Raw genomic sequence first — 18850 nt, forward strand, 5'->3', positions numbered from 1 at the left:
GAGGAGCTACGGAGGAGCTATGGCTGGAGCCAGCGGTCCAGCACGGCGACGGATTCCATATCCGCCAGCCGCCACAACTGTTGCAGCAATTCGCCGGCCCGTTCGGCTGGCAGCACCCGGGTCGCCAGGCTGAGAAACTTTTCTTGCAGCGCCTGATCGTCGAGCGGGTTGCCCGGCGCGCCCAGCGGCACCTCGACGCAGCGGCTGGCCTGGCGCCCGTCGCGGGTGCGCAGGGTCACCACGGGCTCGCCATCCTCTGACAGTTGCGGGTCCACTTCAAGGCGGATCCGTGCCATGGCACTGGCGATCCGTGTTGTTTCGCGGCACTCGCGGTCATAGGCATCCAGCCGCGCATGGCCATGCACCAGGCGCGCCGCCAGGGCGTAGGGCAGGCTCATCTGCGCGGCGGCCAGGGAGTCGATATCGCGGCTGCCGCACATGTCGTCGAGGAAGGCGCAGAGGGACACCTGAATGTCCTCCACCTGATCCGCCGTCACTTGCAACTGTTCGAGCAACAGGCCCAGGGCATCGATGGCCGAGTGGGTGCCACGGCAGGAGGCATAGGGTTTGATCGAGCAGCGCGCGAGCTTCCACACCTGGCCCAGGTGTTCGTCGAGGGCCTGGGGGATCGCGTTGCTGCCGGCCAGGGTCTTGAGAAAACCGCCCCAGACCTCCTCGAACAGCTGGCCCGGCCCGGTCACGCCTTGCCGGGCAAGGCGCGCGGCCAGCAGACCGCCTTCGGCGGCCCGGCCGCTGTGCAGTTTCTTGCTGTGCGAGCCGTCGTGAATAAAAGCCCAGAGCCCGCCGCTGAAACTGCCCGCCAGACCCAGGGCCGAAGCCATCTGCCGGGCATCCAGGCCGAGCACCCGACCGCAGGCGGCAGCCGCGCCGAACACCCCGCAGGTGGCGGTGGAATGCCAGCCGGCGCCGTTGTGGGCCGAATAACCGCCGCAGGCTTCCAGCACCCGGCGCCCGACTTCATAACCCATGACCACCGCGGTGATCAGCTCGCGGCCGCTGAGTGGCGTGTCCCGCAGGCTGGCGGCGGCCATCACCGCCGGCAGCACCACGGCCCCGGAATGGTCGCAGCCGCCGGTGTCGTCCAGCTCCAGGGCATGGGCGGCGATGCCGTTGAACAAGGCGGCCTGGGTGGCACTGCTGCTCAGCGCGGTGCCCCACACCCGGCTGCGGCCGCCCTCGTCGCCGAGGGCCTGGCGCGCTGCTGCGGCGACTTCGCTGTGCGCCCCGGCCAGCGCGGCGCCGAAGGTGTCGAGGATATGCCGGATGGCCTGGGCCACCAGAGCCGGGGGCAGGTCTTCGAAACGGCTGTCGACGCAGAATTGCGCCAGGCGTTGCAAGCGATCGGTCATGGCAGGTAGGCCCGATAGTGACGTTCATAAATCGCCGCGGGGTGATCCTCCGCCAGCGGTTGCGCGCGTTGTGCCCACCACTGGGCGATCTCGCCGGCGCGGGCGATCCAGGCATCCTCGTGCCGCTGGATGCCCTGCAACAGCTCGCGCAGCAGGCCGATGCGCCCCGGGGTGGCGATGATCTCCGGGTGCAGGCGCAGCACGTAGAGCAGGCCGAAGCGGTGGAAGCCGGCGAAGTCCAGCTGCAGGTTGCCCAGGGTGTGGCTGTAGGAGGCGATCCGCGATTGCCCCGGCGGCACCGCCGGGCTGAGGTTGAAGGCAAAGTAGGGTTCGTCCTCCAGTTCGTAGTGCAGGGGCAGCTCGATCACTTCCGGCCGGGTCGGGTGGGGGAAGGGCAGGTCATCGCCGCGCCAGGACGACGACCAGCGAATACCTTGCCCGTGCAGCGCCTCGACGAACCCCGGGGCCCAGTTGCCGGCCGGAATGCGAAAGCCGGTGGGGCGCTGGCCGGTGAGGTCGGCCAGGGCCTGGCACCCGCGTTGCAGTTCCAGCTGCTGTTCGGCCAGGCTCAAGCGGTCGTAATTGGCGTGGCGATAACCGGCGCAGGCGATTTCATGCCCGGCGGCCTGGATCGCCCGTACATGCCCGGGGTTTTCCTCGGCCACGATCCCCGGGACGAACCAGGTGGCGGGCACCCGCAGTTCGTCGAGCAATGCCAGCAGGCGTTCGACGCCGCGCTGGCTGCCGTAGCGCCAGACCGACAGGGTCTTGTCGCGCCCGGCCACTTGCGGGGCCTGGGTGAGGATGCCGTGGATGTCGTTGTAGTCGACGGTCACCGCCACGGCGCAGCGGTAGCCCTGGGGCCAGACCCGGGTGTCAGCCATGGCGATGCTCCTTGAGCCACCAGCGGGCGACGTCGCGGCAGGTGGCGAACCATACGTCCTCGCGCTGGCGCATATGTTCGAACAGGCGCTCCAGCAGCAGGATGCGCCCGGGTTTGCCGGTGATCTTGGGGTGGAACAGGGTGGTCAGGCACAGCCCTTCGTCCATGGCGCCGTCGTATTCGCGGCACCAGTTGTCCAGGGTCAGTTCGTAGCTGGCGGTGCGGTCCAGGCCCGAGGGGAAGTCTGGGGCGCGGGTGTAGGCGAGGGAGGCGTAGTCGTCCATCTCCCAGCGCCCGGGGATCTCCACCAGCGGCGTGGCATGGCCCGGTACCTGGACCAGGTACGGACGGTCGTCGCCGCGCATGCTGCTGGAATAAGCGACGCCGGCTTCCACCAGCATCGCCGGGGTTTCGGCGCGCCAGTCGCCCGACGGGGTACGGAAACCTTCGGCGCGGATATTCAGGTGGTTCCAGAACACCTCGCGGGATCTGGCCATGACCGCCTTCTGCTGCTCCAGGGGCAGGGCATAGAAGGACTCATGCTGGTAACCGTGGTACGCCACCTCGTGCCCGCGCTCGACGATCGCCTGGCATTGCCTGGGCCAGTTCTCCACCACCCAGGCGGGAACGAAGAAGGTGGTCGGGATCCGGAAGTCATCGAGCAGGTCGAGCAAGCGCGGCAGGGCCCGATAGGGGCCGTAGCCACCGAAGCCGAAATACTCCGGCTTGCGCCAGATCGAGCCGTCGAGCATGGCGTCGCCGGTCGGCCCGTCGAGGTCGAAGGCCAGGGCCAGGCACGCCTGGTGCCCGTCCGGCCAGCTGGGTTGGGGTGAGGAAGACATCGATAGCGCTCCAGTCATTGGGGCGGGCCGGTTTGCCCGCCATCCGCTGAGCAACAGCCACCTCCCGCGGACACGAATGTGCTCGTGCCCGCGGGGGGATTGCTCGGATGGTTATTTACCGGCGTTGAGGGTCACGGTCTTGATCGCGCCCAGCTCCAGGTCCCATTTCTTCAGGATGGCCTGGTAACTGCCGTCGTCGACCATGCTTTGCAGCGCGCTCTTCAGGGCTTCGGCCAGCTCGGGCTTCTTGTTGCTCACGCCCAGGCCGGTGAACTGCTCGGAGATCGGCAGGCCCAGGGTCTTGTAGGTGTCTTTTTCCTGGGCCTTGAGGTACGGCAGGGTCTCGCTGCCTTGCATCGCAGCGTCGATGCGGCTCTGGCGCAGTTGCGCGCGGGCGTCGGCCGAACCTTCGGCGCCGATCACCACCACCGCCGGTTTGCCGTGGGCTTCGCAGTTGGTCTTGCTCCAGGCAGCGATTTCCGCCGGAAAGGTGGTGCGACGGCTGGTGCCGACCTTCTTCCCGCACAGGTCGGTGGGTTCGTTGATCGTGGTGTTTTTCTGCAGGGTGTAGAACTGCGGCCCGCTGGTGAAGTAGTCGACGAAGGTCACGCTCTTCTGCCGTTCGGCGGTGTCGGTCATGCCCGACAGCACCGCATCCACGCGGTCGGTGGTCAGGGCGTTGATCATTTGCTCGAAGCCGGTTTCCTGCCAGGCGATCTTCACCCCCAGGCGCTCGGCCAGGGCGTTGCCCAGGTCGTAGTCCAGGCCGGTGAGCTGGTTGGTGGCCGGGTCCTTGAAGTCCATCGGCGGGTAGTTGGGCATGATCGCGACAACGATCTCGCCCTTGGCCTTGATGCTGGCGGGCAGCTCGGCGGCGAAGGTCAAGCTGCTGGCCATCAGGCTTGCGAGTACTGCTGGAATGACGAAATTCTTCATGGTCGTTCTCTTATGAATGTTGTGAGGCTGTGCTTGGTTTGCGAGCTCAGGCCTAGGTTCGAACGGCAGAAATGAAGCTTTGGGTGCGCGGGTTTTGTGGGCTTATTAGTATTTCTTCGGGGCTTCCAGCCTCCACGATCTGCCCGCCGTCCATGAACACCATGCGGTTGGAAACCTCCCGGGCGAAGCCCAGTTCATGGGTGACGACGATCATGGTCATGCCGGTCTGCGCCAGGTCGCGCATCACCGACAGCACCTCACCGACCAGTTCCGGGTCGAGTGCCGAAGTGGGTTCATCAAACAGCATCAGCTTGGGCCGCATGGCCAGGGCGCGGGCGATCGCCACCCGCTGCTGCTGGCCGCCGGACAGCTCGATCGGGTAGCTGTTGCGCTTGTCGGCCAGGCCCACCCGGGCCAGCAGTTCCAGGGCTTCCTCGTGGGATTCCTTGGGCGAGCGCTTGAGCACCTGGCACGGGCCTTCGACGATGTTTTGCAGCACGGTCATGTGCGGGAACAGGTTGAAGCGCTGGAACACCATGCCGGTGGCCAGGCGCTGGCGGGCGATCTGCGATTCGTTGAGCTCGTGCAGCTTGTTGCCGACGATGCGGTAGCCCACCAGTTCGCCGTCGACCCACAGGCCGCCCTTGTCGATCTTCTCCAGCTGGTTGACGCAGCGCAGCAGGGTGCTCTTGCCCGAGCCGGACGGGCCGATGATGCACAGCACTTCGCCTTGCTCGACCTCGATGTTGACGTCCTTGAGGGCGTGGTAGTTGTCGTAGTACTTGTTCAGGCCCACAGCCTTGACGATGTTTCTCATGATCGGATTCTCCAGGGCTGCTTACGAGCGTTTGCCGGCGCCACGGGCGAAACGGCGTTCCAGGCGGCTTTGGCCGAAGGACAGGACGGTGACGGCGGCCAGGTACCAGATGCCGGCGACGATCAGCAGCTCCATCACCCGGGCGTTGGCGTAGTAGATGTTCTGGGCGTTGTAGAGCAGTTCCGAGTACTGGATCACGCTGGCCAGGGAGGTCATCTTGACCATGCCGATGAACTCGTTGCCCACCGGCGGGATGATGATGCGCATGGCCTGGGGCAGGATGATCCGGCGCAGGGCCTGCAGGCGCGGCATGCCGATCGACTTGGCGGCTTCGTACTGGCCGGTGTCCACCGACAGCAGGCCGGCGCGCACCACTTCGGCGGTGTAGGCGCCCTGGTTGATGCTCAGGCCGAGCAGGGCGGCCACGAACGGCGTCATCAGGCTCACGGTGTCCAGCTCGAACAGCCCGGGAATGCCGATGGTGGGGAAGATCAGCGCCAGGTTGAACCACAGCAGCAGCTGCAGGATCAGCGGCGTGCCGCGGAACAGCCAGGTGTAAGTCACGGCCACGTAGCGCAGGATCGGGTTGGCCGACATGCGCATGATCGCGGTGATGACCCCGAACACGATGCCCAGGGCCATGGCCAGGATCGCCATGACCAGGGTGTTGAGCAGGCCGAACAGGATCGCCCGGGACGTGAGGAACTGGCCGATGTACGACCATTCGATCTTGCCTTCGGCGAAGGCCCGGACCAGGCCGACGAGGGCGATGACGATCACCGTGGCGAAGAAGATCCGCCCGTAGTAGCGCCGCGGCACATGTTCGTACTGGGTGATGTCGAACTGGTTTTCGGCTTGTTTGCGCTCGGCGAGGAGGCGCTCTGCCTGGGTCTGGCTCATGCTGTTTCTCCCAACGCAGGCGGACGGTGCCTGCGGTCTGTCGGTCGTCATCCCCGTGGGGCGAACGGGCGTGCGGCATCGATGCCGGTTCGCCCCCGCGGGACTGCGTTCAAGGTTTCAGAGACGGAAACCGTCGTACTGCGCGGCCCATTGCCGCTGCGCCGCCAGGGCGGTTTTCAGCCGGGCGATCTGCGCGCGCACCTGCTCCGGCGCGGTGCCGCCCCAGCCGCAGCGGGCGGCGATGGCGGCTTCCAGGGTCAGGCTGTCGCGCACCTCCGGGGTCAGGCGCGCATCGATCTCGGCCAGCAGCGCCGGGGAGGCTTCCCAGAGTTCGAGGTCGTGTTTCTCGCAGGCCTGGACCAGCGCGCCGGTGATTTCGTGGGCTTCCTTGAACGGCACCCCGCGCACCGCCAGCCAGTCGGCGACTTCGGTGGCCAGGGTGAAACCCAGTGGCGCCTGGCGCCGCAGTTCCTCGACGTTGACGGTCATGGTCGCGACCATCCCGGCCATGGCCGGCAGCACCAGCAGCAGGGTGTCGACGCTGTCGAGCACGCCGTTCTTGTCTTCGCTCAGGTCGCGGTTGTAGGACAACGGCAACGACTTGAGGGTCGACAGCAGCCCGGTGAGGTTGCCGATCAGCCGGCCGGCCTTGCCCCGCGCCAGTTCGGCGATATCGGGATTTTTCTTCTGCGGCATGATCGAGCTGCCGGTGGCGTAGGCATCGTCCAGGGCCACCCAGCGGAACTGCCGCGACGACCACAGGCAGAACTCTTCGGCCAGGCGCGAGATGTTGATCCCGAGCATGCTGGCGACGAACAGGAACTCGGCCACGTGGTCACGGCTGGCTACCGCGTCGATGGAGTTCTCGCAGACGCCGGCGTAGCCCATTTCCCTGGCCGACTGCTGCGGCTGGCGGGCGATGGCCGAGCCGGCCATGGCCGCCGCGCCCAGTGGTGACAGGGCGGTGCGGGCATCCCAGTCCACCAGCCGTTGTACGTCGCGCAGCATCGATTGGGCGTGGGCCAGCAGGTGGTGGGCGAAGACGATCGGCTGGGCCTGCTGCAGGTGGGTGAAGCCCGGGCAGATGCTGTCGACATGCTGTTCGGCCTGTTCCACCAGCGCTTGCTGCAGGTCCAGCACCTGCACCGCCAGGCTGCGGACATGGTCGCGCAGGAACAGGCGCAGGTCGTTGGCGGTCTGGTCGTTGCGCGACCGGCCGGCGCGCAGCTTGCCGCCGAGGGCGCCGAGACGCTCGGTGAGCAGGCGTTCGATGAAGGTGTGCACGTCTTCGTCGTCCAGGGTCGGGCTCACCCGACCGGCGCGGAAGTCTTCGCCGATGCGCTCCAGGGCCTCGAGCATGGTGCGGGTTTCCGGCTCGTCCAGCAGGCCGGCGCGTTGCAGTTCCCGGGCATGGGCCTTGGAGCCGGCGAGATCGTAAGGGGTTAGGCGAAAGTAGCGCTCGGGGCAGCGCGACAGGGCGGCCAGGGCCGCGGACGGGCCGCTTTTGAAACGGGCGCCCCAGAGGCGATCGGTAGGCTGGTTCATTGTTTTTTTCCTCGTCGATAACGCGAATTGAATTCGGTACGGCCGACCACGGACTTCTCCAACAGCCGCTGAAAGGGCGTCGAAGAGTCTTCGGGTCAGGCAGGTTTCAAGAGGGCAGTAGCAAGTGGCGAGAACTGATCGAAGTGTCAGTTTTTAAGGGTGTTGAATCAGCGAGTTGTGGCTGACCCAGGGAAACTTCTGATGGTTGCCAAGCCTTGTTTTCTGTGTTCATTATTATTTGTCGGCTGTGTTTTTGTTGTGCAGCAAAGCCTGTTGAATATGCCGCCCGAGGTCAATAAGCATTATGGAAACCCCACTTTCCAATTCTGGAAACCCAGCGATTAAAACCGCCCACAGAGCACCGCTGGCACTCAGCGGACTGGACTTCAAACTGCTCAAGGTATTCAAGGCGGTGGTCGAGGCGGGAGGCTTCAGCGCCGCGCAAAACGAGCTGAACGTGGGCCTGGCGGCCATCAGCAAGCAGATCTCCGACCTGGAGATCCGCATCGGCATGCGCCTGTGCACCCGGGGCCGGGAGGGGTTTTGCCTGACCGAGGAAGGCAGCCTGGTGTATCAGGCGTCGATTGACCTGTTTGCCTCGGTGGACAACTTTCGCGACCGGCTTAGTTGCGCGCAGAATGAAATAATCGGCGATTTGGGTGTGGGGGTCATTGATAATACGATCACCGATATTAGTTCGCCGTTAGTTGCTGCCCTGCGACGAATGAATATGGAGTCGCCGAAAGTAAGATTCAGGCTCTACGCATCACAACTGGATGAAGTTGAACGGGGTGTGGTGGAGGGGCGCTTAGTTGCTGGAATTGTGCCGGTCTATCAAAAGCGCGAAGAGTTCGACTACTTCAAGTTATATGACGAAGAGTCCGCGGCTTATTGCGCTGTGGGGCACCCGTTGTTTGACGTGGCGGACAACGCGATCGACGCCGAGACCCTCAAGCAGTACGAGTTCATCAACCATCGCTATGCGATCCATCAGGCCAAGGGGCAGTTTGCCCTGTACGACAGCTTTTCGGCGGCGGCGTCCCAGGTCGAAGCGGTGGCGATACTGATCAAGACCGGGCGTTTCCTCGGTTTCCTGCCCCGGCACTATGCCGCGGCGCTGGTGGAACGCGGCGAAATGCGCGCACTGCTTCCGGAGCTGGTGCACTACAGCACGCCCTTCAGCCTGATCCTGCGTCACAACACGGTGCGCAGTCCCTTGGTCAAGGCCTTCGCCCAGGCGCTGGGGGTGGACCTCAAGAGTAATGGCTGAGCCTGGCCCAGGTGCCGTCCAGGTTCTGCCTGCACTCGTTGTCTGTGCCTGGCTGCTGGTGAAAAGTACGGGATAAAAGTGCGGCTCAAAAGTGCAAATGAAAAGTGCGGTTCAAAGTGCGCTATTCCATAAGGCGGAGCACGCCGCAGACATGGCTGGTATAGCCGGCGTCATGGCACTTTCATCCCATGGTTACAGTTCTTTGGATTCCCGCAGGGTTATCCGTACGAAGTAACCGGTGAGTACAAAACATGCCGTTTGCGGCCCACCCACTCGCCATTTTAAATAACCGGCGCGGCGCTCCTTAGATGCCTGATACCTTCCGAACACCCCCGGTAGGAGCGAAGCTTGCTCGCGATAAGGCCGGCATATGCACCATCGATTTTGCCTGGCAGAGTGTCATCGCGAGCAAGCTTCGCTCCTACAGTTGCATGGGGTGGGCAGGCAGTGTCAGGCGCATGGCGCAGCGCCGGGCCGCCGGCAGGCCATGGCGAGCTTCCTCGGCCAGCACCTGCCGCAGGCGCGGCCCCAATTGCTCGGCGTCCAGAGTGACGAAACCGCAGCGCTGGTAGAAGGGTTCATTCCACGGCAACTGGCGAAAGGTGCTCAGGGTCAGAGCGGTAAACCCCTGCTGGCGCGCCTGTTCGCCCACCGTCTGCAGCAGGCGACGGCCGATACCGCGCCCTTGGGCGGCGCTGGCGACCGAGATCTCCCAGATATGCAGCGCGTCGGCGCAGGCTTCTGCGTCGAGGAAGGCGCACACCTCTTGCTCGAGCACCGCCACCCACACCCGCTGCTCGCGGATATGCGCGCGGTGCTGCGCGGCGTCGGGCACCTCGGCGTCGGCCAGCCAGGCCAGTTCGGGGTCGCGGCGAAACAGCGCGGCGGCGCTGCGTTCGATGGCGGGGAGCAGGGGGGCATCGGCCTCTGTGGCCAGGCGGATTTGCAGAGTCATGGGGCGCGAGTGTAAGGAGCCAGGGCGCGACCGATCAACCGTTCAGGGGGGCGTGGTGGCGGGCAGGTGCAGCATGACGTAGTCGTTCTTGTCGAAACGCCCGCCGAGCACCGGGGTCAATCGCGCCAACGGCGTGGCCTTGAGCGTCGCCAGGTCGCTTTGATCCATGATCACCCAGGCCGGGCCTGGTATGGCTGCAAGGGCTTCGGGGCGCTCGGTGAACAGCGGCTGCAGGTCCTGGTCGAGGTGGACCATGAACTTGATGGCCTTGGCGTCCTTGCCCATGGCGTGCAACACCAGCGGTGCCGGGTCGCTCTGGATCAACCGTTGCGCCGCGAGGCTGAAGTCGCGGGTGTCGTACAGCTGGCGTTCGACCGGCTCGAACACCCCGATATAGGTGGTCCACACCGCCAGCACCGCGGTATAGGCCAGGCCGACGGCCCGCCAGCGCGGCTGGGCCAGCATCAGCAGCGCGGCCCCTTGCAGCAGCCCGAGGAGCGCTAGCATTGCGGTCAGGTCCGTCAGTTGCTCGGGAAACTTGCGTTGCAGCACCAGCAACCCGACGATCAACAGCCCCGGCAGCAATAGCCATATGCCTTGGATCGCAATCCGCAGCCAGGCCATGAAGCGCCCCTGGCGCGCCTGGAACGGGTAGGCCGCGACAATCGCCGCCATGGGCAGCATCGGCAGCAGGTAACGGGCTTTCTTGGCCTGGGGAATCGACAGGCCGATCATCACCAGCAGCCCCGCGGCGGTGCACAGGCGCAGCAGTTTCAGCGCCGGATCCGGCTCGCCGCGCGGCGCCAGGAGCACGCCGATCCAGGTCAGGATTGCCAGCGGGTAGGCCAGGGCATAGTTGCCCAGGGAGCTGCTGAAGTAATAGAACGGGCCGCTGCTGCCTTCGCTGCCGTCCAGGCGCCCGGTGAATTGCATGCGGATCACCTCCTGCATGAAGGCCGCGCCGCCACTGAGTCGGGCCAGCCACAGCAACAGCGTCACGCATACCAGCAACAGCAGCAGGGCGCTGCCACCGAAGACCAGCATGCGTCGCCACTGGCCTTCGAGCAGGTAATAGCTGCACAACATGCCGCAGGGAATCACCAGGCCGATCGGCCCGCGAATGGCGAACCCTGCGACCAGCAACGCGAAGATCAGCCACAGGCGGCGCGGCGCGGCGAAGTGATCGTGGGCATACCCCAGGTAGAACACCGCCAACGCCAGGGCGGCGAGTATCTGGTCCAGGGACACGGCGCGGGTTTCGCAGATAAAGGTATTGCTGAGCAGGAGCAGGGCGACACTGAGCAGGGCCCAGGTCCGGGAACAGGGCGCCAGCAGTCGATAGATCAGGCTGACTATGGTTGCCGAAGCCAGGGCCGTGGGCAGCCAGGCGCTCAGGCTGACGACCCGGCCGAACGGCAGCGAGAACAGATAGATCAGCAGCGTCGAGGCGCTGCTGTAGTCGGCATAGGGCTGGCCATAGGTGGTGGGGAAGAACCCCGGCCCATGGCGCAGCATTTCCTTGGCGAACAGGACGAACCTGGAGTCGAAACCGGTCACCGCCTGCTGGTAGACCCCGGCACAGAACAGCAGCAGGGCCAGCAGCCCCAGCCCCAACGCTTGCCTGTGCAGTGTCTGGGCGGGGACGGCGCGCGGGATCATTCAGGCTTCAACCGGTGTGCCGGCCCATTGCTGGTAAGGAATTGGCAGCTCGCGCGACTCGCCGCGGCCGATCGGGAAGTAGGTGAAGCCGTTGCGGGCCAGGCGCTCGGCGTCGTACAGATTGCGCCCGTCGAAGATCACCGGGGCCTTGAGGCGCTGTTGCAGCAGCTGGAAGTCCGGCGCCTTGAACTGCTGCCACTCGGTGCAGATGATCAGCGCGTCGGCGTCGTTGAGCACCGATTCCGGGGTGCCCATCAGCATCAGCTTCGGTTCGTCGGGGTACAGGCGCTGGGTTTCCTGCATGGCTTCCGGGTCGAAGGCGCGCACATTGGCGCCGGCGGCCCACAGCGATTCCAGCAGCACCCGGCTGGGGGCATCGCGCATGTCGTCGGTGTTGGGCTTGAAGGCCAGGCCCCAGAGGGCGAAGGTCTTGCCTTTCAGGTCACCCTTGTAGAAGGCGTTGATGCGCTCGAACAGCTTGTGTTTCTGCCGTTCGTTGATGGCTTCCACCGCTTGCAACAGGTCGCTGGAGCAATGGGCCTGCTCGGCGCTGTGGATCAGCGCGCGCATGTCCTTGGGGAAACACGAGCCGCCATAACCGCAGCCCGGGTAGATGAAGTGATAGCCGATGCGCGAGTCGGCGCCGATCCCCAGGCGCACCGACTCGATGTCGGCCCCCAGGTGTTCGGCCAGCTCGGCGATCTGGTTGATGAAGCTGATCTTGGTCGCCAGCATGCAGTTGGCGGCGTACTTGGTCAGCTCGGCGCTGCGCAGGTCCATGAACATGATGCGGTCATGGTTGCGGTTGAACGGTGCGTACAGGTCGCGCATCACGTCGCGGACTTCTTCGCGCTCGCAACCGACGATGATCCGGTCCGGGCGGCGGCAGTCGGACACCGCCGAGCCTTCCTTGAGGAATTCCGGGTTGGAGACGATATCGAACTGCAGGGCGCGCCCGTCCAGGGCCTTTTCGATGTGCGCTTTCAAGGTGTCGCCAGTGCCTACCGGCACCGTGGATTTCTCCACCAGGATCACCGGCTGTTCACGATGCCGGGCCACGGCGTCGCCCACCGACAGCACGTAGCGCAGGTCGGCCGAGCCGTCCTCGCTGGACGGCGTGCCGACCGCGATAAACAGCACCTGGCCATGTTGCACCGCGAGCTTTTCGTCGCTGGTGAAACTCAGGCGCCGGCTTTCCAGATTGTCGCGCACCAGGCTCGACAGCCCGGGCTCGAAGATACTGACGTGCCCCTGTTGCAGCTGCTGGACCTTGTGTTCGTCAATGTCCATGCAGATGACATCGTGGCCGACTTCGGCCAGCACGGCGGCCTGCACGAGGCCGACGTAACCACTTCCAAATACGCTGATTTTCATGGGGTATTCCTGGGACTTGTCGCGGGAGCAGGTCGTGAGTTGATGGTAATGACGCCGAGGATGACCAGCGCCACCCCCAGGGTTTTCGAGAGACTGAACGGTTCGTTGAACAGTGGCAGGCTGGCGGCCAGCAGGTAGACCAGGGCATAGCTGACGCTGAGCAGGGAATAGGCCCGGCCCAACGGCAGGTCGCGCAGGGCCAGCAGCCAGCAGAGCATCGACAGGACATAGGCGAGGATCGCCGCCAGCACCACGCCCAGCGCCAGCAGGTCGACCTGGCCGCCGGACAGCGCCGCCAGCCAGTCCGCGGGTACCGGCAGGCGGGTCATGCTCCAGCGCATGCCCAGTTGCGCGGCGCTGACCAGCAGCACGCTGCCCATGGCGAAGGTGAAGCCCAGAGCCCGGCTCATGCGTGGCGACTCAACAGCAGCACGCCAGCCAGTACCAGCGCCACGCCCAGCCAGTGGCGGCGGTCGATGGCTTCATGGAAGACGAAGCGGGCGATCAGGGTGATCAGCACGAAGTTCAGGCTGAGCATCGGGTAGGCGATGCCAACCTCGACCCGCTGCAGCACCAGCAACCACACCAGCAAGCCCAGGCCGAGGCTGGCCAGGGCCAGCCACAGCCAGGGCGAGCGCAGTTTGGCGAGTGCGCCGGAGGGCTGGCCACGCCAGCTTTCCACGGCGTACTTCTGCGCGATCTGGCCCAGGCAGGTCAGCAGGCAGGCAGCGAGCAGCAGCAACAGGCTCATGGCTGGCTCTGAGGGAAGATCAGGATCACGAGATTGCCCTGGTCATAACGTTTGAAATCCTGCGGCAACAGATCGATTTCGTAGTGTTCGTCGCCATTGACCCGCATCACCACGCCCACCTGGCCTTGCTTGCGGGCCTCGGGCATCCATTCGCCGACCTTGCGCAGGTCGATATAGCGATGCTGGGTGTCAGGATAGGCCAGGCCATATTTCACTTCGCCTGTCGTGTTGTACAAGGCGATATCCGGGCGCTTGAGACGCCAGGCCAGGGCCGAGGCGGCGCCCAGGTCGTTGCTCACCAGGGTGTGACTCTTCGCGAGTTCCTCGGCGTGATCGATGATGAATTGATCCGGCATCTTGTTGTAGACCACCGAGTTCGGCAGGCCGGCCGGCAGCAGGGCGATGAACAGCCAACTGCCGAGCGCCGGCGCGGCCCACAGTTGCAACGGGCGGAAGGCCGGTAGCAGGTTGCTCATGTTCCAGCCAAGCAGGGCCAGGAATACCAGCACCAGATGCCCGGGCTCGTTGCTGTACAGCGGCTTCTTCAGTTGGAAATACACCAGCGCCAACAGCAGCAACAGGCCCAGCACCAGGTTGAGCACAGCGTTGAGGCGGATGATCCGGGTTTGCCCGGCGTGCAGCCGGTCGCTCAGGCTATTGCCCATCAACAGTGCCAGCGGCAGCAGGCACGGCAGGATATAGGCCGGCAGCTTGCCCTTGCTCAGACTGAAGAGCGCCAGCGGCAGGATCAGCCACAGCAGCAGGAAACCGATGCTCGACTGACGCCGGGTCTGCCAGGCCTGCTTCAAGGCACCGGGCAGCACCAGGACCCAGGGCATGCTGAACGCCACCAGCAACGGCAGGTAGTACCACCATGGCGAAGCGTGCTGGGCGTCGTCGCCGGCAAAACGGCGGATGTGTTCATGCCAGAAGAAGAAGCGCCAGTAATCTGCTTCCTGGGCATGCACCGCCAGGGCCCACGGCAGGCTCACGACAATCGCCACCAGCACCGCGACGCCGCCGTAGGTGAACAGTTCGCGCAGGCGTTTTTGCCAGAACATGTAGGGCAGGGCGATCAGCACCGGCAGCAGCCAGGCGAGGAATCCCTTGGTCATGAAGCCCATGCCGCAGGCGAAGCCCAGGCCGGCCCAGGCCAGCAGGCGGTTGCGTGGGGTGCTGTTGTCCAGGGCGAACCACAGGGCCACCAGGCTCAGGTTGACCCAGAAGGTGAACTGCGGGTCGAGGTTGGCATAACCGCCGGCGCCGACCACCACGCAGAAACTCATGTACAGCAGGGCGCAGACCAGGCTCTTGCGCGGGTCGTTCCACAGCCGCCTGGCCATCAAATAGGCCAGCAGTACGCTCAGGCCCATGCTCAGGGCCGAAGCGACCCGCACGCCGAACAGGTTCTGGCCGAACAGTGCCTGGCCGAGGGCGATCATCCAGTAGCCGGCGGCCGGCTTCTCGAAATAACGGATGCCCATGAAATGCGGCGATGCCCAGTGGCCGGTCAGGAGCATTTCCTGGCTGATCTGCGCATAGCGGGTTTCATCGGGAATCCACAAACCGTGGGTGGCCATCGGCAGCAGGTAGAACAGGCCGAAGGCAAGCAGTAAAAGAGGCAGGGCCCAGCGTCTGGTCATGCGCCTTGCACCCCCAGCCAGCCCTCGCGGCCCTCGAGGGCGCCACGAATGACCTGCCCCTGGGGCAGGCTCTGCAAGGAGGCGGGCAACAGATTGCCCAGGGTAGTGAAATGAATGTCGCGCTGGCGGGCTTGCGCCAGCAGTTGACGAAAATCGTTGGCCATCAGAATCCCTTCGACCTCGGCGTGAATGGTGTAGACGTTGAGCTTTTCAGGGCTGAACCGGTCCAGGATGAATGTGTTGAAGTCGTGGGCCGCGACAGCGGGCCCGACCACTTCGTCGAAGGTCGGCAGGTCGACCGGAATCTGTGGGGCGCCCAGGCCGCCATCCGCCAGCCGGGGCTGGAAGATCGACGTGCCGCGGCAATCGCTGTTGTAGCGAAAGCCGAAGCCCTGCTTGGCCTCGATCACCGACTCGTCGGCGCGCCAGCCGGCGGCGGCCGAGCAGTCGACGCGCTGGCCGAGAATGTCATTGAGGGTGTCGACGCCCTGGCGGATCTGCTCGATCAACTGCGCCGGGTTCCAGCGCCCGGCATTGGCCTGCCAGCCGTGGTGATCCCAGGCGTGCAGGCCGACTTCATGGCCGGCGTCCCGGGCCTGGCGCATCAGGTGCCCGAGGTCGCGACCGATCGGCTTGCCCGGCCAGGCGGTGCCGGCCAGCAGGATGTCCCAGCCATACAGGCTGGCGGCGTTGGAGCGCAGCATCTTCCACAAAAACTGCGGGCGGATCAGGCGCCACAGGTGGCGCCCCATGTTGTCCGGGCCGACGCTGAAGAAGAAGGTGGCCTTGATCCCGGCCTCGTCGAGCAGTTCCAGCAACCGCGGCACCCCCTCACGGGTGCCGCGATAGGTGTCGACATCGATTCGCAGACCTGCCTGCATCAACATGCTTCTTCTTTAGAGTGCTCCGCGATTTCGAGCATGGCTTCGCGCAGGAAGAAGTCCAGCGTGTTGCCGATGGTTTCCTTCATCTCGACGGTCGGCTCCCAGTTCAGCAGGCGCTTGGCGTTGGCGATGCTCGGCTTGCGGTGTTCCACGTCCTGGTAACCGGCACCGTAGAAGGACTTGCTCTCGACCTCGCGGAAACCGGCGAACGGCGGGAAGTTGCCACGCAGCGGATGGGCCTCGAACTGACGCAACAGCTCTTCGCCCAACTGGCGGATGCTGGCTTCGTTGTCCGGGTTGCCGATGTTGATGATCTGGCCGTTGCACACATCGTTTTCGTTGTCGACGATGCGCGCCAGGGCCTCGATGCCGTCGGCGATGTCGGTGAAGCAACGCTTCTGCTCGCCACCGTCGAACAGGCGGATCGGCGTGCCTTCCACCAGGTTGAGGATCAGCTGGGTGATGGCCCGGGAGCTGCCGATGCGCGCCGAATCCAGGCGGTCAAGGCGCGGGCCCATCCAGTTGAACGGGCGGAATAGGGTGAAGTTCAGGCCCTTGCTGCCGTAGGCCCAGATCACCCGGTCCAGCAGTTGCTTGGACACCGAGTAGATCCAGCGTTGCTTGTTGATCGGGCCGACGATCAGGTTGGAGCTGTCTTCGTCGAAGTTCTGGTCCTGGCACATGCCGTAGACCTCGGAGGTCGACGGGAAGATCACGCGCTTGTTGTATTTGACGCAGTAGCGGACCAGCTTGAGGTTCTCTTCGAAGTCCAGTTCAAACACACGCAGCGGGTTGCGGGTGTACTCGATCGGGGTGGCGATGGCCACCAGCGGCAGGACCACGTCGCACTTCTTGATGTGGTACTCGATCCACTCGGAGTGAATGCTGATGTCGCCTTCGACGAAGTGGAAATGCGGATGGTTGCGCAGGCGCTCGATGGCGTCGCAGCCGATATCCAGGCCGTAGACCTCGTACTTGTCGTCACGCAGCAGGCGCTCGGACAGGTGATTGCCGATGAAACCGTTGACGCCGAGGATCAGCACCCGGGTGCGCCGCGGGGCACGACCGGATTCGGCGCCGCGCAGTAGCGAGCCATCCACCAGGCCCAGCTCGTTGGCCAGTTGCGGGCCGCTCAGGTACAGGCCGTTGTCGTTGCGCTGGCCGGCGTTGATCAGCAGCGAGTCCTGGCCGCAGGCGATGCGCAGCGGGTCGACGCTGATCACCCGCCCCGGGGCCTGGCCTTCGTTGCCCTTGATGACCTCGGCGCTCCAGACGATCAGCTTGTGCTCGCCCACGGCGCAGAACGCGCCCGGGTAAGGCTTGGTCACCGCGCGTACCAGGTTGAACAGTTGCTCGGCCGGCTGGCTCCACAGCAGCTTGCCATCAGCCGCGGTACGGCGACCGAAGTAGCTGGCCCGGGATTCGTCCTGGGCGGTTTCGCTGACCTTGCCTTGCGCCAGGGCGGGCAGGGTGTCGCGCAGCAGGCTGGCGGCGGCATCGCGCAGCTTGCCGTGCAGGCTCAGCGCGGTATCGCTGCGATCGATGGCCACCCGCTGCTGGGCAACGATCGCCCCGGCATCCGGGCGCTTGACCATGCGGTGCAGGGTCACGCCGGTTTCGCTCTCGCCGTTGACCAGCACCCAGTTGGCCGGCGCGCGGCCACGATAGCTTGGCAGCAGCGAACCGTGCAGGTTGAAGGCGCCCTTGCTGGCGGTGGCCAACAGCGCTTCGCTTAACAGGTTGCGATAGTAGAAGGAGAAGATGTAGTCGGGGTTGAGTTTGGCGATGCGCTCGACCCACAGCGGGTGGTTGGCGTCATCCGGGGCATGCACCGGGATGCCCTTGAGCGAGCACAACTGGGCCACGGAGCCGTAGAAGGTGTTTTCCTTCGGATCGTCGGCATGGGTGAAGACCGCGCCGATTTCATAACCCGCGTTGAGCAGGGCTTCGATGCCCGCGCAGCCGATATCGTGGTAGGCGAAGACAACAGCTTTATGACTCATGGCGAAACCTGATCGGAGAGAGTGGAAGTTAGACCGTCGACGGTGACAGCGGGAGCAGGGGCGGCAGGCTGGCTGCGCAGAACTTTTTCAATGAAGAAGCGTGGACGGGCACGCACATCGCTGTACATGCGACCCAGGTACTCGCCCAACAGGCCCATGCCGATGAACTGGCCACCGGTGAACACGAACAGGATGGCGAACAGCACGAACATACCGTCGCCGGCCCATTCGGCGCCGAACACCAGGCGCAGGAAGATCAGCAGCAGGGCGAACAGCACGCCGAGGCCGGCCATGCTGAAACCGATGATGCTCAGCAGGCGCAGCGGCGTGGTGGTCATGCAGGTGATCAGGTCGAACATCAGGTTGATCAGGCGCATCGGGCTGTACTTGGAGTCGCCGTGTTCACGCTCGGCGTGGTTCACCAGCACCTCGGTGGTGTGGCGGGCGAAGCTGTTGGCCAGGATCGGGATGAAGGTGCTGCGTTCGCGGCAGGCGAGCATGGCGTCGACCACGCTGCGGCGGTAGGCGCGCAGCATGCAGCCGTAGTCGTTCATGGCCACGCCAGTGGAGCGTTGCACGGCGAGGTTGATCAGCTTCGACGGCCAGCGGCGCCAGGCGGAGTCCTGGCGATTGTTGCGCACCGTGCCGACCACGTCGTAGCCCAGCTCGGCCTGGGCCACCAGGCGCGGGATTTCTTCCGGCGGGTTCTGCAGGTCGGCGTCCAGGGTGATGATCACGTCGCCACGGCACTGTTCGAAACCGGCCATGATCGCCGCGTGCTGGCCGTAGTTGCGGTTGAGGATCACCGCCACCACCGGGCTGCCTTCGCGGCCGGCCGCTTCCTCGAGGATCTGTGCCGATTCGTCGCGGCTGCCATCGTCCACCAGGACGATCTCGAAATCGTGCTTGAGCTGGCGGCAGGCCGCTTCAGTGCGCCGCAGCAGTTCGGGCAGGCTTTCTTCTTCGTTGTAGACCGGAATGACGATCGACACGAACTGGATTGGATAAGGTTTCAAGG

The 18850-nt window shown here is 64.9% G+C and carries 17 protein-coding genes; 1 reads left to right on the forward strand and 16 read right to left on the reverse strand.

What is annotated here, in order from left to right:
* Positions 1-17: 17 nt before the first annotated feature.
* The 7 genes from AC07VU_RS19910 to argH form a co-directional block, all read right to left on the reverse strand.
* Positions 18-1370 (reverse strand): MmgE/PrpD family protein, encoded by a 1353-nt coding sequence (locus AC07VU_RS19910; protein ID WP_495030310.1) that lies wholly within the window; start codon positions 1368-1370, stop codon positions 18-20.
* Positions 1367-2254, reverse strand: coding sequence for a polysaccharide deacetylase family protein (locus AC07VU_RS19915; protein ID WP_457276381.1), 888 nt, complete (start codon positions 2252-2254; stop codon positions 1367-1369). The genes AC07VU_RS19910 and AC07VU_RS19915 overlap by 4 nt, the downstream gene beginning before the upstream one ends.
* Positions 2247-3095 carry a polysaccharide deacetylase family protein gene (locus tag AC07VU_RS19920; RefSeq protein WP_274302746.1) on the reverse strand — a complete coding sequence of 283 codons (849 nt, stop codon included), beginning with the start codon at positions 3093-3095 and terminating at the stop codon, positions 2247-2249. The genes AC07VU_RS19915 and AC07VU_RS19920 overlap by 8 nt, the downstream gene beginning before the upstream one ends.
* Before the next feature lie 111 nt (positions 3096-3206).
* Entirely contained in the window at positions 3207-4031 is an 825-nt protein-coding gene (locus tag AC07VU_RS19925; RefSeq protein ID WP_274302747.1) for an ABC transporter substrate-binding protein, read from the reverse strand.
* A 52-nt stretch (positions 4032-4083) separates the two neighbouring features.
* Positions 4084-4848 (reverse strand): amino acid ABC transporter ATP-binding protein, encoded by a 765-nt coding sequence (locus AC07VU_RS19930; RefSeq protein ID WP_009043823.1) that lies wholly within the window; start codon positions 4846-4848, stop codon positions 4084-4086.
* A gap of 21 nt (positions 4849-4869) precedes the next feature.
* Positions 4870-5748, reverse strand: a complete 879-nt coding sequence (locus tag AC07VU_RS19935) for an amino acid ABC transporter permease (protein ID WP_009043824.1) — start codon at positions 5746-5748, stop codon at positions 4870-4872.
* 117 nt (positions 5749-5865) lie between these two features.
* Positions 5866-7293, reverse strand: a complete 1428-nt coding sequence (gene argH, locus AC07VU_RS19940) for an argininosuccinate lyase (RefSeq protein ID WP_274302749.1) — start codon at positions 7291-7293, stop codon at positions 5866-5868.
* A 304-nt stretch (positions 7294-7597) separates the two neighbouring features.
* Here argH and AC07VU_RS19945 point away from each other — a divergent pair, with 304 nt between their 5' ends.
* The gene (locus AC07VU_RS19945; RefSeq protein ID WP_102680316.1) at positions 7598-8563 is read left to right on the forward strand and encodes a LysR family transcriptional regulator; all 966 of its coding nucleotides are present in this window, start codon (positions 7598-7600) and stop codon (positions 8561-8563) included.
* 421 nt (positions 8564-8984) lie between these two features.
* On the opposite strand, the gene AC07VU_RS19950 is transcribed toward AC07VU_RS19945, so the two are convergent.
* Genes AC07VU_RS19950 through arnC form a run of 9 tightly spaced genes read right to left on the reverse strand, consistent with a single transcriptional unit; the run spans position 8985 to position 18848 of the window.
* Positions 8985-9518 carry a GNAT family N-acetyltransferase gene (locus tag AC07VU_RS19950; protein ID WP_495030311.1) on the reverse strand — a complete coding sequence of 178 codons (534 nt, stop codon included), beginning with the start codon at positions 9516-9518 and terminating at the stop codon, positions 8985-8987.
* 42 nt (positions 9519-9560) lie between these two features.
* Positions 9561-11177, reverse strand: a complete 1617-nt coding sequence (locus AC07VU_RS19955) for an ArnT family glycosyltransferase (RefSeq protein WP_495030312.1) — start codon at positions 11175-11177, stop codon at positions 9561-9563.
* A complete protein-coding gene (locus AC07VU_RS19960) occupies positions 11178-12551 on the reverse strand; it encodes a UDP-glucose dehydrogenase family protein (RefSeq protein ID WP_495030313.1) in 1374 nt (457 codons plus the stop codon).
* Positions 12548-12961, reverse strand: a complete 414-nt coding sequence (gene arnF, locus AC07VU_RS19965; protein WP_101337943.1) for a 4-amino-4-deoxy-L-arabinose-phosphoundecaprenol flippase subunit ArnF — start codon at positions 12959-12961, stop codon at positions 12548-12550. The genes AC07VU_RS19960 and arnF overlap by 4 nt, the downstream gene beginning before the upstream one ends.
* A complete protein-coding gene (gene arnE, locus AC07VU_RS19970) occupies positions 12958-13302 on the reverse strand; it encodes a 4-amino-4-deoxy-L-arabinose-phosphoundecaprenol flippase subunit ArnE (protein WP_495030314.1) in 345 nt (114 codons plus the stop codon). Before arnE ends, arnF begins: the two co-directional genes overlap by 4 nt.
* A complete protein-coding gene (gene arnT, locus AC07VU_RS19975; protein ID WP_495030315.1) occupies positions 13299-14945 on the reverse strand; it encodes a lipid IV(A) 4-amino-4-deoxy-L-arabinosyltransferase in 1647 nt (548 codons plus the stop codon). Before arnT ends, arnE begins: the two co-directional genes overlap by 4 nt.
* On the reverse strand, positions 14942-15826 hold the full coding sequence (arnD, locus tag AC07VU_RS19980; protein ID WP_277590008.1) for a 4-deoxy-4-formamido-L-arabinose-phosphoundecaprenol deformylase: 885 nt from the start codon (positions 15824-15826) through the stop codon (positions 14942-14944). Before arnD ends, arnT begins: the two co-directional genes overlap by 4 nt.
* A complete protein-coding gene (gene arnA / locus AC07VU_RS19985) occupies positions 15826-17832 on the reverse strand; it encodes a bifunctional UDP-4-amino-4-deoxy-L-arabinose formyltransferase/UDP-glucuronic acid oxidase ArnA (RefSeq protein WP_274302758.1) in 2007 nt (668 codons plus the stop codon). The genes arnD and arnA overlap by 1 nt, the downstream gene beginning before the upstream one ends.
* On the reverse strand, positions 17829-18848 hold the full coding sequence (arnC, locus tag AC07VU_RS19990; RefSeq protein ID WP_009043835.1) for an undecaprenyl-phosphate 4-deoxy-4-formamido-L-arabinose transferase: 1020 nt from the start codon (positions 18846-18848) through the stop codon (positions 17829-17831). The genes arnA and arnC overlap by 4 nt, the downstream gene beginning before the upstream one ends.
* Positions 18849-18850 lie beyond the last annotated feature (2 nt).

The sequence above is a fragment of the Pseudomonas sp. GW821-FHT02B10 genome (genome assembly GCF_059421865.1).

Bases quoted from the DNA above. Each gene is read 5' to 3' on its own strand.
- AC07VU_RS19960 (WP_495030313.1), bottom strand. From the start codon at position 12,551: ATGAAAATCAGCGTATTTGGAAGTGGTTACGTCGGCCTCGTGCAGGCC.
- arnT (WP_495030315.1), bottom strand. From the start codon at position 14,945: ATGACCAGACGCTGGGCCCTGCCTCTTTTACTGCTTGCCTTCGGCCTG.
- argH (WP_274302749.1), bottom strand. From the start codon at position 7,293: ATGAACCAGCCTACCGATCGCCTCTGGGGCGCCCGTTTCAAAAGCGGC.
- arnF (WP_101337943.1), bottom strand. From the start codon at position 12,961: ATGAGCCGGGCTCTGGGCTTCACCTTCGCCATGGGCAGCGTGCTGCTG.
- AC07VU_RS19950 (WP_495030311.1), bottom strand. From the start codon at position 9,518: ATGACTCTGCAAATCCGCCTGGCCACAGAGGCCGATGCCCCCCTGCTC.
- arnA (WP_274302758.1), bottom strand. From the start codon at position 17,832: ATGAGTCATAAAGCTGTTGTCTTCGCCTACCACGATATCGGCTGCGCG.
- AC07VU_RS19910 (WP_495030310.1), bottom strand. From the start codon at position 1,370: ATGACCGATCGCTTGCAACGCCTGGCGCAATTCTGCGTCGACAGCCGT.
- AC07VU_RS19930 (WP_009043823.1), bottom strand. From the start codon at position 4,848: ATGAGAAACATCGTCAAGGCTGTGGGCCTGAACAAGTACTACGACAAC.
- arnE (WP_495030314.1), bottom strand. From the start codon at position 13,302: ATGAGCCTGTTGCTGCTGCTCGCTGCCTGCCTGCTGACCTGCCTGGGC.
- AC07VU_RS19945 (WP_102680316.1), top strand. From the start codon at position 7,598: ATGGAAACCCCACTTTCCAATTCTGGAAACCCAGCGATTAAAACCGCC.
- AC07VU_RS19935 (WP_009043824.1), bottom strand. From the start codon at position 5,748: ATGAGCCAGACCCAGGCAGAGCGCCTCCTCGCCGAGCGCAAACAAGCC.
- AC07VU_RS19925 (WP_274302747.1), bottom strand. From the start codon at position 4,031: ATGAAGAATTTCGTCATTCCAGCAGTACTCGCAAGCCTGATGGCCAGC.
- AC07VU_RS19915 (WP_457276381.1), bottom strand. From the start codon at position 2,254: ATGGCTGACACCCGGGTCTGGCCCCAGGGCTACCGCTGCGCCGTGGCG.
- AC07VU_RS19955 (WP_495030312.1), bottom strand. From the start codon at position 11,177: ATGATCCCGCGCGCCGTCCCCGCCCAGACACTGCACAGGCAAGCGTTG.
- arnD (WP_277590008.1), bottom strand. From the start codon at position 15,826: ATGCAGGCAGGTCTGCGAATCGATGTCGACACCTATCGCGGCACCCGT.
- AC07VU_RS19920 (WP_274302746.1), bottom strand. From the start codon at position 3,095: ATGTCTTCCTCACCCCAACCCAGCTGGCCGGACGGGCACCAGGCGTGC.